General features: G+C 34.6%; 13 protein-coding genes and 4 tRNA genes. 11 read left to right on the top strand and 6 right to left on the bottom strand.

Translation table 11 applies throughout. The annotated features are described in order from the left end of the window. The first annotated feature begins 24 nt into the window (after positions 1-24). Positions 25-459, top strand: coding sequence for an RrF2 family transcriptional regulator (locus H7355_RS12640; protein ID WP_186648107.1), 435 nt, complete (start codon positions 25-27; stop codon positions 457-459). Positions 460-588: 129 nt separating this feature from the next. On the opposite strand, the gene serC is transcribed toward H7355_RS12640, so the two are convergent. Further along, positions 589-1683, bottom strand: coding sequence for a 3-phosphoserine/phosphohydroxythreonine transaminase (gene serC, locus H7355_RS12635; RefSeq protein WP_186648105.1), 1095 nt, complete (start codon positions 1681-1683; stop codon positions 589-591). Between the two features lie 104 nt (positions 1684-1787). Further along, positions 1788-2219 carry a hypothetical protein gene (locus H7355_RS12630; RefSeq protein WP_222435716.1) on the bottom strand — a complete coding sequence of 144 codons (432 nt, stop codon included), beginning with the start codon at positions 2217-2219 and terminating at the stop codon, positions 1788-1790. Between the two features lie 355 nt (positions 2220-2574). Between H7355_RS12630 and H7355_RS12625 the strand changes: the two genes are divergently transcribed. The 4 genes from H7355_RS12625 (at position 2575) to H7355_RS12610 (ending at position 3008) form a co-directional block, all read left to right on the top strand. Further along, positions 2575-2650, top strand: a tRNA-Thr gene (locus tag H7355_RS12625). Between the two features lie 8 nt (positions 2651-2658). Further along, positions 2659-2744, top strand: a tRNA-Tyr gene (locus tag H7355_RS12620). 20 nt (positions 2745-2764) lie between these two features. Then, positions 2765-2841, top strand: a tRNA-Gly gene (locus H7355_RS12615). 92 nt (positions 2842-2933) lie between these two features. Beyond that, positions 2934-3008: transfer RNA gene (locus H7355_RS12610), tRNA-Thr, on the top strand. 10 nt (positions 3009-3018) lie between these two features. On the opposite strand, the gene H7355_RS12605 is transcribed toward H7355_RS12610, so the two are convergent. Next, entirely contained in the window at positions 3019-4365 is a 1347-nt protein-coding gene (locus H7355_RS12605; protein ID WP_186648101.1) for an anaerobic C4-dicarboxylate transporter, read from the bottom strand. 516 nt (positions 4366-4881) lie between these two features. Here H7355_RS12605 and hflX point away from each other — a divergent pair. Continuing rightward, entirely contained in the window at positions 4882-6303 is a 1422-nt protein-coding gene (gene hflX / locus H7355_RS12600) for a GTPase HflX (RefSeq protein ID WP_186648099.1), read from the top strand. A 625-nt stretch (positions 6304-6928) separates the two neighbouring features. Then, positions 6929-7063, top strand: a complete 135-nt coding sequence (locus tag H7355_RS16065; protein ID WP_286190844.1) for a hypothetical protein — start codon at positions 6929-6931, stop codon at positions 7061-7063. A 21-nt stretch (positions 7064-7084) separates the two neighbouring features. On the opposite strand, the gene msrA is transcribed toward H7355_RS16065, so the two are convergent. The 3 genes from msrA to H7355_RS12585 are packed head-to-tail and all read right to left on the bottom strand — an operon-like array spanning position 7085 to position 8818. Then, entirely contained in the window at positions 7085-7555 is a 471-nt protein-coding gene (msrA, locus tag H7355_RS12595; protein ID WP_186648091.1) for a peptide-methionine (S)-S-oxide reductase MsrA, read from the bottom strand. Positions 7556-7591: 36 nt separating this feature from the next. Then, positions 7592-8155 (bottom strand): methylated-DNA--[protein]-cysteine S-methyltransferase, encoded by a 564-nt coding sequence (locus tag H7355_RS12590; RefSeq protein ID WP_186648089.1) that lies wholly within the window; start codon positions 8153-8155, stop codon positions 7592-7594. A 24-nt stretch (positions 8156-8179) separates the two neighbouring features. Continuing rightward, positions 8180-8818: a glutathione S-transferase family protein gene (locus H7355_RS12585; protein WP_186648087.1), complete on the bottom strand. Its 639-nt coding sequence runs from the start codon at positions 8816-8818 to the stop codon at positions 8180-8182. On the opposite strand from H7355_RS12585, the gene rsmA reads away from it, so the two are divergent. The 4 genes from rsmA (at position 8812) to H7355_RS12565 (ending at position 12741) form a co-directional block, all read left to right on the top strand. Continuing rightward, positions 8812-9789 (top strand): 16S rRNA (adenine(1518)-N(6)/adenine(1519)-N(6))-dimethyltransferase RsmA, encoded by a 978-nt coding sequence (rsmA, locus tag H7355_RS12580; RefSeq protein ID WP_186648085.1) that lies wholly within the window; start codon positions 8812-8814, stop codon positions 9787-9789. The two genes, H7355_RS12585 and rsmA, sit on opposite strands and share 7 nt — an antisense overlap. A 500-nt stretch (positions 9790-10289) precedes the next feature. Continuing rightward, complete coding sequence (locus tag H7355_RS12575) at positions 10290-11162, top strand: GHMP family kinase ATP-binding protein (protein ID WP_186648075.1); 873 nt, start codon at positions 10290-10292, stop codon at positions 11160-11162. A gap of 8 nt (positions 11163-11170) precedes the next feature. Further along, on the top strand, positions 11171-11794 hold the full coding sequence (locus H7355_RS12570; protein WP_186648073.1) for a hypothetical protein: 624 nt from the start codon (positions 11171-11173) through the stop codon (positions 11792-11794). A 20-nt stretch (positions 11795-11814) separates the two neighbouring features. Next, the gene (locus tag H7355_RS12565) at positions 11815-12741 is read left to right on the top strand and encodes a PLP-dependent lyase/thiolase (protein WP_186648070.1); all 927 of its coding nucleotides are present in this window, start codon (positions 11815-11817) and stop codon (positions 12739-12741) included. Positions 12742-12750 lie beyond the last annotated feature (9 nt).

Genomic DNA, 12750 nt, shown 5'->3' with positions numbered 1-12750 from the left:
TGCTTGTGTTTTTTAGGAGAAATTTTGCAACTTACGCTGCAGAGTGATTATACTTTAAGAGTTTTAATTTATTTAGCGCTGAAAAAAGATGAGCTGAGTACAATAGATGAAATTGCTGAAGCTTATCAAATATCAGCGCATCATTTGACAAGAATCGTGCACAAATTAGGAGAGCTTGCTTATATAAATACGCAGCGTGGACGCGGTGGAGGTATATTACTTGCGCAAACGCCGGAAAAAATAAATATAGGTGAGGTTATTGAGAAGATTGAAAATCATTTTTATATCGTCGAGTGCTTTGATCCAGGCAAAAAGTGCTGCGTCATTCAAAGCATTTGTTTATTAAAACCTCATATTGCAGAAGCTGCTCAGAGTTTTATCAATACGTTAAAGAAAAAAACATTAGAAGATATTATTTTAAATACAAGACAACTTGAAAAAATCTTGTTAAAAAAGTAACAAATTATTTGATAGAAAAAATTTTGAGTATTAAATAACGTTGAACTTTTTGCCCCTAAAGGAGCGAGAATGCGGCTTTGCTCTGTTCAAAAATGAATTTTTTCTTTTGGCAAAAATTTTTGGCACATATCAACCAAAATTTTTACGATATTCACGCATAAATTCTGCAAATATAGAGGCAGATTCTAGACTCACTCCATTGTACATTGATGCGCGTATGCCTCCTAAGCTTTTGTAGCCTTTGATTTCAAGAATACCGTTTTTCTGTGCTTCTTGGATAAAATGTTCATCTTGCTTTGCTGAGGGTAATTTAAAAACAAAGTTATGTCGTGAACGATAGTTTTTATCGACATTAAATAAATAAAAGCCAGCATCAATCTCACTGTAAACCATTTTAGCTTTTTCGTTTGCCCATTTTTCCATTGTAGAAATACCACCGCAAGAAGCAATCCAATGCAGCATTTTGTTCATGGCAAAAATAGGAAAGACGGGAGGAGTGTTCAATGCACTTTTGGCATCAAATACAGCATGATAGGTAAGAGCCTTGCCTACTTTGTCAAATTTTGTGAGTTCTCTGCTTTTTTCTAGGAGATCATTGCGGATAATAATGACAGAGGCGCCTGCTATTCCAAAGTTTTTTTGTGCACTGGCATAGACCAAAGCTGTGGATTCCCAAGGGATATCTGTACGAGCTCCCAATGAGCTTGTCATATCTAGTACGACTGGAATGTCACCAAATGTTGGGATTTCTTTGTACTCCGTGCCATACACTGTGTTGTTTACTGTAATATGTACGTATTTAGCTTTTTTAGGAATTTTCCAATCTTTAGGATTGCCCAAGGTTGAGTAGTTGGGTCTGCCATCATAAACTAAATGTACTTTTCGTCCGCTGGCGTAAGCTTCTTCGCATGCTAAATGTGACCAAACTCCAGTATTAGTGTATGCAATTTCATCTTCTGGTGCTGATAAATGTTGCGTAAGCAGCGAAAAATGTTGTTGAGCGCCACAGACCGAAAAAAGTAAGGAATGCGTGTCTGGGACTTGGAATGTTTTTCTAGCAAGTGCAAGTGTTTCTTGACTGAGTTGTTCGTATTGTTTTGAGCGATGCGATATTTCCATAATGCTGACACCTATACCAAAGGTGTCGAGCAGTTCTTCTTTTATTTGGTTGCGAACCTCGTCAGGTAAGCGTGCTGGGCCAGGACTAAAATAATGTACATTCATAAAAACCCCATTTGATGAAAAAATACATTTTATTTATTTATCAGTATAAAATTTTAAAAGCGAGTCGGAGATAGATTTTTAATGGTTAAATTTTTTATGAAGATTTAAAATTTTAGCGAAGCAAGCATGATTCCAAATTGATTTTGGCCTATCCAAAATGCAGGTATTGCAAAGGCAATCCGATCTCCTTCACCAACAACAAGAGCGCCTGCTTTGGGGAGAGGGCGTAAAGTATGAGCAGTTTGTTTATCTGAATTGCTTTTTATTGTGTTGTTGCCCTGATTGGGAACAGTAGGGGGCATGCTATAATAATAATTATCTTCAGGTTCTGGAGCATAATTAAAGTATGAATTCTTTTTGTTGTGTGAAACAGCGTAAATACCATAAGCACTTCCCATCATAAAGCCTATGGAAGCGCCTCCTGCGACAATTCTGAGGTTGTCGAGCGGCGAACTTGAGAGAAAAGGAAGAATAGCTGTTCCCATAAGAGCACCAAACAGTGCTCCGTAGCCGCCAGCAAGAAAAATGTCATGCATGTCTTCGTCGCTGGTGTACATCTGCTGTGCGTGGCATGAGAGGGGCGCAGTTTCTGCCAGAATGAGGTGGGCTCCGATTAGGAAAATGATTTTGAGCTTGTCCTGCAGGCTCTTGCGGACACCGAGCTTCATAATGCCTCCATATCGCTAAGCGAGAGATGTTTTCAATTATTTTATTTTTGCATAAATAAGATTGAATTATAATAGTCAAACAATAATTGGGAAAATAATTCCGTTTTTTGCAAGGTTTTTTTTAACGGCTTCAAAGCGATCTGAGAGGAAGACAATTTTTTTTTATAAGTTTGCTTGACAAGATCGGCTGTCATAGTTTAACCACATCTTCACTGAGATGTAGGCTGGCTTAGCTCAATTGGTAGAGCACCTGATTTGTAATCAGGCGGTTGGGGGTTCAATTCCCTTAGCCAGCTCCATATTTCTCGGGGAGGTTCCAGAGTGGCTAAATGGGGCGGACTGTAAATCCGCTGTCTTACGACTTCGGCAGTTCGAATCTGCCCCTCCCCACCATTTTCCCAAAGTTTCCCTTTGCGGGTGTAGCTCAATTGGCTAGAGCGTCAGCCTTCCAAGCTGAATGTTGAGGGATCGTGCCCCTTCACCCGCTCCAATTCTTCGACCTTAGCCCTTTTCTTGTGGTTGAGAGTATTTTCCCCCAAGCAAAAGTTTATTTAAATCCGCTAAGACCAAATCAATGTTTTTGCCCATGTAGCTCAGCGGTAGAGCACTTCCTTGGTAAGGAAGAGGTCTCCGGTTCAAGCCCGGACATGGGCTCCACTTTTTTGATTTAAAAAGCTATTTTCACTAAGAAATATCCTATAAAACAACTTGTAGATACGCCAATTAAACCTGGAATAATAAAGCTGTGGTTTATAACATATTTGCCAATTGAGGTTGTGCCTGATCGATCGAAGCCGATACAAGCCAAGTCACTTGGATAGGTGGGGAGCACAAAATAACCATATGCAGCAGGTAAAAAGGCTACCATAATTTTGGGATCAACGCCTAAACTCATTCCCATAGGTGCAATGGCGGCAATAGCAGCTGCCTGGCTGTTAACAAGTTTTGAAACTAGAAATAAAACGATCGCATATGTCCAAGGTTTTGTTTTAACGACGTCCTCTAAAATGTGTTCTAATAACTGAAAATGTGCATGAAAAAATGTATCTGCCATCCACGCGACGCCAAAAACAGAAATAACAGCAACCATTCCTGCTTTAAAAATAGCGCTATTCGGAATTTCTCTTGGAACAACTTTACAAAACATCAATATAAATGCTCCTGCTGCAAGCATTAACATTTGAATACTTAAATTCATTGATAGAATTTTTTCTTTACCATTTACCATAATATGTGGTCTTAAAAATTCAAATGCCCCTAAAAGAACAACAATGGCAATTGCAAAAAAGAATATGATAAGTGAAAGATAAGCATGTTTTGAAAATTTTTCATTCAGTAAAGTGCTTTTAGCGCCTCCATAAATATAAGCTTCATTTTCGGGATCTTTGATTTTTTCTTGGAATTCTTTATCGTCTTCTAAATTCTTGCCACGACGCAAGCTCCAAATTGCGGCAATTAAAACACCAACAAATGAAGAAGGGATGGCAACTTTTAATAAATCGATCAAGCTAATCACATGCGTTAATCCATGTGCACTGCCTAAAATGGATATCATAGAGACAACGGCGACGGACATAGGTGAAGCACAAATTCCTAATTGTGAAGCCACAGATGCGACAGCCATTGGGCGTTCTGGACGTATATTCTTTTTAATTGCAATATCGTAAATAATAGGAAACATCGTATAAACGACATGGCCCGTACCGCAAAGCACTGTTAAAGTCCAAGTGGCAAGGGGGGCTAAAATGGTAATATATTTTGGGTGCTTACGTAAAAGTTTTTCTGCAAAACGCATTAAGACATTGAGTCCTCCAGCTGTTTGCAGAATGGATGCACAGGCAATCACGGCCATGATTGTCAGCATGACATTCACAGGTGGTTCTCCAGGATAAAGGCCGAAAACAAATGTTAATAAAAGCAAACCTATTCCAGAAATAACGCCCAGACCTAAACCACCAAATCGAGTGCCCAGCAATAGGCAGGCAATGATTATGGTAAACTCTAAAAAAATCATAATGTAACAATCCTCCTTTTATTAAAGAGTAGCAATTATTTTGTCACTCTTTAAAAGAACATTTCTATTTTTTGACTTGGTTATTTTATTGTCACGTATTTTTAATAAAATAAAGCAAAACAAAAGCAAAAAATAAAAGCAAAATGAAATAAAATCATTTCATTTTGCTTTTATTAGTTTTCAAATAAGGAATTAGTTGTCAAGTTTTAATCATAATTTAATGTTGTTACTTTTATAGTCAAATAAAGAGGATTATGAATACTTATTCTATTTTTAGACGGATTAAATTCTTGAAAAATTCTTCAAGTCAATTATTCAGGATTTTTATAAATCGTACACACTCTCTCTTTACTCAGAAATGCTCTTGGTTTTTTAAATATTTACGATAAAGTTGGTGCTAGCTGGCGGAGAGCGACTTTGTGCTTAGGAATGCCGTCAATGCTCCGAATCACGAAACTCCATCCATAATTACACAGTAATTTGGTTGAACCAGTTCATTTAATATTAAAGGTATTTATGCTGCTTGAAAATGAAAATAATAAGGTTTTAAAAGCCATTCTTGTTGGTATTTCTTTACCAGGAACAAGCGATATTGAAAATAAAGAATCATTAAAAGAGCTTGAGAGACTGGTACAGACTCTGGGTTTTCAGGTTGTCGGCTCAACTCAGCAGAGACGTCCCAATCTGTCAGGAGCTGTGCCTTTAGGAGAGGGTAAGCTCAAAGAAATTGCCAAAATTACAGGTGGAACTGGAATAGTGAAATCCGCTGTGCCCGTTAAGAAAAATAAAGCAAAATTAAAGGCAGAAGCTGAGCAGGAGTCAGCAGAAGATGAAATTGAGAGTGCACCAGCGGAAGCATTTCCAGAAAATAAAGATGAAGAAAATGAAGAGCAGGATGAAATTTTAGAAAAAGCAGAGGCTGTGGTCTTTGACTGTGAGCTGACTCCTTCACAGATCACGCATTTGCAAAGTGCTTTTGGAGTAGAAGTGCTTGATAGAACTGGGGTTATTGTTGAGATTTTCAGTCGTCATGCAAAGACCCGTGAAGCACGCCTTCAGGTTGAAATTGCCAAACTGAAGTATCTTTCACCCAGAATTCGAGAAGCTGGGCAAAGTGAAAGACAGGGAAGTGGAGCAGGCGCACGTGGCTCGGGTGAAACCGATGTTGAAATTGATAAACGCAGGATTCGTGATCGTATTGCAGAGCTAAGACGTGAAATTGCAGCTATCCAAAAAGAACAAGGTAACAGAAGAGCAAGGCGTTCGGAACAGCCCTGTGTTGCGCTAGTTGGCTATACCAATGCTGGTAAATCTTCACTTATGAGAAAGCTTACAGGCAGTGAGGTTCTTGTCGCAGATAAATTGTTTGCGACCCTCGATACGACTGTTCGTACCCTTTATCCTGAAACCCAGCCGCGGATCTTAATTTCAGATACGGTTGGTTTTATAAAAAAACTCCCACATGATTTGGTCGCCTCTTTTCGCTCAACCCTTGATGAGGCAATGAATGCTTCTTTGCTTTTATTTGTTGTGGATTCTTCAGATATATCATGGAAATCTCAGCTTGAAGTGACCCAAACTGTCTTGAAAGAAATAGGCGTGACTGATGAAACGCCTGCACGTTTGATTTTAAATAAAATTGATAAACTCAGTAAAGAAGAAATTCAGCAATTAAAAAGTGACTATCCTGATGCCCTTCTCATCTCCACTAAAAATGAAAAGGATATTGAATTTATGCATCACTTTATTCGAGATTTTTTTGAAAAAGATATGCTTGAGGTGGATTTATTTGTTCCTTATAATGTGCAAGGCGTGATTGGTGAAATCCGAAGTTTATTTCGTGTATTATTAGAAAAATATGAAAACGAAGGAATTAGTTATAAAATAAGAGGAAAAAAAGAAACTATTGAAAAATTAAAAAAGCTCCATAACCTTTAACTTTTTTTTCACAGTCATATTTAATTTTTTAATCTCTCTGTGAAGGAAATCTGAGTGTTAATTTTACAGAGAGTCTGCGATACTCTACCTCCCAATTGGTTTAAAAACAATAAAAACTCGAGTTATTTGTTATACGAACGAGCAGCTATTTTAGAAGTATGAAAAATCCCAAATAATTTATATTGCTGAATTTATTGACAAGAATCAACTTGAAAAAGGTCTCAGAGGGACAAGTAGAGGAAAAAACTAAGAACAAAAGCATTTTTCTATGCAGCAGTTGAGAAATAAATTATTATTTTTTTGTGAAGTCATAAATCAGAACTTGCATTTTAAAATTACTTGAGTTTATAACACACCCAGAAACAAACGTGTTCGGATTAAGGTTTCTATTCCAACCTATAAAAAAATCCCTACCTTTGATCTCTCGCCTTAGCATTGTCCTCACTTACATTTACATTCCACTTTTCTTCCTCAGAAGAACGACGCAGAAGGTCGGCACCGAACGGCAGGCCTTCTGATTTTTATTTTCGACATAAAATAAATTTTATATCCTCATTGCAATCTAATTTGACATCGCTTACGTTATTATAGTTACTTTAACATAACATTTGAAAAGGAGATTTCGATGCCAGGTAAAGATGGTAAGAAAAAACCAAAGCAAGATAAGAATAAAAAAGCTGCCACTGCGAATCAGGCCAATAGTCAAAAACAGCCTGAGCAGCAGCCCGTCTCCAACCAAAAAGAACAAAAAAAGCGTTGATAAATCAACGCTTTTTTTGTTTTAAATATGACAGTTTGCAAGTCCTTTTTTTTCTAAATATTGTTGATGATATTCTTCGGCCTTATAAAATGTTGAGGTAGTGGTTATTTCTGTAACAATTTTCTCTTTATACACATGCTTTTCTTCTAAATTGAGTTTCGACTTTTCAGCAATAATTTTTTGCTCTTCACTGTGATAGAAAATTGCTGATCGATACTGCGTGCCAATGTCTGGGCCTTGTCTATTTAACGTCGTTGGGTTGTGGCATTTCCAAAATACATCAAGTAAATCAGAATACTTAACAACGTTAGGATCAAAAGTGATTTGAACAACTTCAGCATGACCCGTTTTGTCCGTACAGACATCTTCATAAGTTGGATTTTTAAGAGTGCCCCCCAAATATCCAACTTCGGTTGAAATAACTCCTTTAATTGTTCTATATTTTGCTTCTACTCCCCAAAAACATCCAGCGCCGAAAGTAGCAATTTCCATATTTTCTCCTTAATAAATATTAGAGTTTTTCATTGTTCAAACAGAAGATATTATCTTATTTTCTTCAAAACTGAGCATAAGTTTTTTTCTATTTATTCCCCAACGATATCCACCAAGTCCACCATCTTTGCGCAGAATGCGGTGACATGGAATAAAATAAGCAATTGGATTCGCGCCTATTGCATTTGCGACAGCTCGACATGAGTTAGGTAAATTGGCATTCATAGCTAATTGGCTATATGTCATATGACTGCCAAAAGGTACTGAAAGAAGTGATTGCCAGACTTTTATTTGGAAGGGAGTGCCAAATAAAATAAAATGCATATTTTCTTTTAAAATATTTAAATCTTTATCAAAAATATGAGAATTGGCAGAAGGTGCAAAAGATAAGGCCAAACGATATTTCTTAGTGTAATTTTCAATCGTATTTTTTAAGTCAATCTCATCAATAAAAATTAAGTGTAAAATATTTTGATTTTCAAAGACACAAAAATAATATCCAAAAGGAGTATTTCCATGTTCATATTGAATATGTTTATTTTTTATGTAAATTTCTAATTCATTTCTTGCTTTATAAATATAATTCATTTGCCGAGACATTTATTAAGGCCTTTTTAATTTTTGCTACTTAAGTCGGTTTTTAATATCATTGCGTACTTTTATCATAGAAGGCAGTTTTAAAATATTTTCGATATACTTTTGCAGTATAGGGTGTTTTGCAACTTCTTCTTTGACCCAAATCAGTGTTGCTGCAATGATAAAATCCGGTGTGCTTATACTGTTGCCAAGTACATAAGTTTTATCTTTTAGCGCATGTTCTAAGAATTGTGCACAATAAGAGAAATTCTTAATGGCATCTTCAAGAAGATATACCGATCGATTTTCAGGAGCAAGCGATTTTGCATGATGCAAAATAGTTAAACAGATAGGATCTAGAGAACTGACAGCAAAATACATAAGTTCTTTATATCGAATAAATTCATCGCTCATTTCATTGGGGTAATAAAGCTTTTGTTTATAGTTCATTGCAATATATTCACAGATAGCACCTGATTCAGATATAAAAAGCTTTTTCTCTATGTCTTCAAGCACAGGAACGGCACCATAAGGATTTAATTTTAAAAACTCACTGGTCTTGTGATCCCCTTTTGCGAGGTCAATCAATTTTAAATCATATGGGATGCTTAACTCTTCTAGCATAAACTTGATTCTGTCGGAACGTGTTGCTGGACATTCGTAAAGTCTAAAAGGATTGCTTGACACCGAACTCTCCTTCTTGCAAAGCAATGACTGGAGTCATCTCCTCTAAACCTTCAACTGGCAGGACGGCTATGCGCAGTAAATTCAAAAAAGAAAAAGAATTCAAAAAAGAGAAAGCAGACCATGCTTTTCATCTTCACGCAAAGAAATCCCTTGGTCAGAATTTTTTAAGAGATGCAAACGTAGTTGAAAAAATAGCCAGTTCTATTAATACACTTTTTAGTGAAAAAGAACAAAAATATGTGCATGAAATTGGTCCAGGATCAGGTGCATTGACCCTTCCTCTTCTACAAAAAAATATAAAAATAACAGCACTAGAAAAAGACGAACGATCAGTGCAAGGGTTAAATGAAACTTTAGCAAAAGATTATAAAGAGCAATTTCAAGTTGTGCAGACTGATATTTTAAAATGGGATCCAAGTGAAGATCGTTCTCTTAGTTTAGAGCAAAAATGTATTTGCGTTGGAAATTTACCTTATTATATTACAAGTGACATTCTTTTTTGGTTTTGTAAATATTATAAATTTTATACACATGGCATTTTCATGGTGCAAAATGAAGTTGCAGATAGGCTTCAGGCAAAGCCAGGAACAAAGGATTACGGACGCTTGAGCGTACGTATTCAACTTTTTTTTGAAGTCAAAAAACTTTTTGTCGTCCCTGCAAAATGTTTTGTTCCTCAGCCGAAAGTTGATTCTGCTATTGTTTTGCTTAGTCCGAAGAGCTTTTCATTTCCAACTCAAGAAGAAGACAATGCTTTTAGTTCTTTTACAACTGTTTTATTTAGCGCGCGGCGAAAAATGCTAAGAAGAGCTTTGCATGCGCAGCTTCAGCAGCTTGAGGAAAAAAATCCGGGTAAAATGAGTGAATTTTGGCAATTAGCTTCCTCACTCGGTATCAGCGAAGAAACCAGGCCTGATGTATTATCTCCATCTACAATTCTTGCAATGCACAAATTTTTCTATTCTAAATGATATAGCACATATATAATTAAATTCATTATTTCTATTAAGCTTCTGTTTTTATTCTATTTCACAAAATTCTAAGAATTGAAGATGCTCTTAAGGAAGGAGTTGGTGAATTTATCTTGTTCAAAAATTAGAATTTTTTTATAAAAAATAAAATAATACTTAATATATATTATTTTAGAAATAATCGTGGATAAAATAAAAAAGACTTACATTTATATTTTAATCAAATTTCTTATTTGCCTTAAGAAATTAATTTAAGCAGATATTATTTATGGTAATCTAGGAATTATGAATTTGAAAAATATCATAATTTCTATTAAAATAATTGGAAGTCTATATAAAAATATGAAATAAAAAATTTAATAAATAATCTTGCACTGAAAAATCTTTAAGAGTAGTTCATTAAATGTAATTGTTATGAAATGTAATTTATAGGATTAAATATTCACTTTTTGATATTTGAAGAATTTTTTTATTATTCTATAGAAAGATTTAATACATATATGCACACTCAATCACAAGCTGTTTGTAACGGTACCTTTGGTGAACTTATCCAAGGAGTTATTCATTCTAAACCTTTTCTAGTTACGCTTCCAATTCAAAAATTTTCTTGCGTAAAATATCTTGAAGGAACTATTCTTGATAACAGAGATATTTATGCAAAAAGCTATCGAGCTGCTGATATATTAAGAGAGAAATTAGGAAAAAAAGGAAATTATTCACTTGTAATTCTTTCAGAATTGACTCGTGGCAAAGGGCTAGCTTCTAGCTCAGCTGATATAGTCGCTACTTTAAAAGCTATATTGCATAATGAAAAATATGATGAAGAGAGTGAGCGTGATTTGATTTCCTCAATTTGCCGTCAGGTCGAACCAACGGATGGTGTGATGTATTCTGGTTTTAATGCCTATTATCATCATGACTGCCTACTAAAGGAAAGCCTAGGTTTTATCCCTTTTGAAATAATTGGTATAATGGAAGAAGGCGAGGTTGATACTTTAAAATTTAATTCAAAAAATATAAAATACAGCAATGATGAATTAAGAAAATTTGAAATAATTTATCAGCAGCTTAAGTTTGCTCTAAAGATTAGGAATACTGAAATTTTAGGGAAATGTGCTACAATGAGTGCACAAATCAGTCAGAATTATTTGCCAAAAAAGAATTTTGACGAAATCTTAGAAATATGTTTGGCGAATCGAGCTTGTGGGGTATGTGTTGCTCACTCTGGGACAGCTATCGGGATTATTTTAAATATAACAGATCCTGAATATAATATTAAAAAAAGTAATATTGTAAATATTTTGAATAGAAAGAATTTTGCATTTGAAATTTACAGAAGTACTTATTCAAAAATCATGTCATATGATGTGTGAGAAATAAAATGGAAATAAAATTTTATAATACTTATTTACCTATAGTTAGTCAGGATCTAGAAGTTATTATTCCAGTTACAAATTCAGATTTAAATATTTCATTCAAAGTCGAGATAGATAATGATTTTTTAAAAATCTATGACTACTCTTGTTCGTTGATAAGTGAAAATATTTATATAAGAGAATTGCTTGATAAATTGCCACAAAATTTTAATATTTTACTAAACTATCTGAGAAATAAAATTGGCAATACTGACGATATATGTTGTTTGTATATTTTGTCACTTTTACAAGCTATAAGTAATCGATCGAATGTAAAAAATTTACAAATTGATATTATTCAAACAATGCAGAATAAAAGTTTGGGTCTTTCATTTCTAAGTGGGTATGTTTATGTACAGAGTGATAAGTACTATATTCAAGAAGGGTTATTAGCTTTGCCTAATCATTTTACAGGTGTAGAAGTCTGTTCAAAAGTATTACTCTACAACGAAGAAAAATCACAAGAGAAATATATAGAAAAAGTTTTGACTTATAATAATCAAAATATAATAATATGTGATTCATTAGAATTAAATGAATTTTATTTAAATAAACAACACCTTTATTGTGATGAAGTTATTTGTCTTTAGAATATTATTTAGGAAAAACTATGAACAGTATAGATTGTTTAAACAGAATTATGTATTTGCAGACTCCTCTTGTTCAATCTCCCGATGACGAACGTATTTATATAAAATTAGAAGGAGGATCGCTGAATTACAATCATAAATTTCGTTCCGCAGCATACTTAGTAAAAAAGGCGTTAGATAAAAAAATCGACCTTTCTAAAGTAGCAGATAGAAGCAGTGGCTCTTGGTCAATGGCATTATCACATTGTGTACATCTAGCAAAAGGGAAAACTCAGTTTATTACGACAAAAGTTCCTCATCCCTATTTAGCAAAAGTAGTCGAGAGCAAAAATGGTTGCTTTAAAATGGTAAAAAATAATTCTGTCCGTATAGAAGAATTAAATTATCTAATTGATAAAGAAGGTTGGTATTCATTTGATCAACATAATAATTTAGATCTTATAAATGCATTTAAAGAAACTTTAGGAATGCAATTGGTAAACGATCTTAAAGCAATGCAGATCAAACCAAAGTATGTTGTAGCTCCTGTCGGTACTGGGGGGCTGCTTGCAGGGGTAAGCCTCGCACTTAAAGAAAATGGATTTGCAACAAAAATAGTTGGTTGTGATATTTCGAGTAGCATTGTGAATCAGGCAAAACGATCAATTACATATAAATTATCAACATGTCGGGGTGTGGGTTCTGAAGATGAAATATGTTTGACATTTTTAGAAGCGGCAAAATATATCGATGAAATTCTTGTGTCTAATATTTATAGAACACTGCATGAAATGAAAATATTCACAAACAGAAATTCTTATACAGTTGGTATGAGTACATGTTTAGCATTGAGTATTGCTAAAAAACAACTTTTAAAGCAATGTAATACAAACGAAATAGTTCTAATCATTTCTCCTGATAGAGGAGAAACCTATACAGATGAAATCAATTGTGCTCTTAAAATTTAAAATAGGTAT

It is taken from the genome of Fluviispira vulneris (assembly GCF_014281055.1).
GTDB lineage: Bacteria > Bdellovibrionota_B > Oligoflexia > Silvanigrellales > Silvanigrellaceae > Silvanigrella > Silvanigrella vulneris.
This window is presented reverse-complemented; position numbering and strand designations above follow the sequence as displayed.

What these genes read in the sequence shown, in the direction of transcription:
- H7355_RS12630 (WP_222435716.1), bottom strand. Translation starts at nt 2,219, where the DNA reads ATGCATGACATTTTTCTTGCTGGCGGCTACGGAGCACTGTTTGGTGCT.
- H7355_RS12590 (WP_186648089.1), bottom strand. Translation starts at nt 8,155, where the DNA reads ATGTCTCGGCAAATGAATTATATTTATAAAGCAAGAAATGAATTAGAA.
- hflX (WP_186648099.1), top strand. Translation starts at nt 4,882, where the DNA reads ATGCTGCTTGAAAATGAAAATAATAAGGTTTTAAAAGCCATTCTTGTT.
- msrA (WP_186648091.1), bottom strand. Translation starts at nt 7,555, where the DNA reads ATGGAAATTGCTACTTTCGGCGCTGGATGTTTTTGGGGAGTAGAAGCA.
- H7355_RS12565 (WP_186648070.1), top strand. Translation starts at nt 11,815, where the DNA reads ATGAACAGTATAGATTGTTTAAACAGAATTATGTATTTGCAGACTCCT.
- serC (WP_186648105.1), bottom strand. Translation starts at nt 1,683, where the DNA reads ATGAATGTACATTATTTTAGTCCTGGCCCAGCACGCTTACCTGACGAG.
- H7355_RS16065 (WP_286190844.1), top strand. Translation starts at nt 6,929, where the DNA reads ATGCCAGGTAAAGATGGTAAGAAAAAACCAAAGCAAGATAAGAATAAA.
- H7355_RS12570 (WP_186648073.1), top strand. Translation starts at nt 11,171, where the DNA reads ATGGAAATAAAATTTTATAATACTTATTTACCTATAGTTAGTCAGGAT.
- H7355_RS12575 (WP_186648075.1), top strand. Translation starts at nt 10,290, where the DNA reads ATGCACACTCAATCACAAGCTGTTTGTAACGGTACCTTTGGTGAACTT.
- H7355_RS12605 (WP_186648101.1), bottom strand. Translation starts at nt 4,365, where the DNA reads ATGATTTTTTTAGAGTTTACCATAATCATTGCCTGCCTATTGCTGGGC.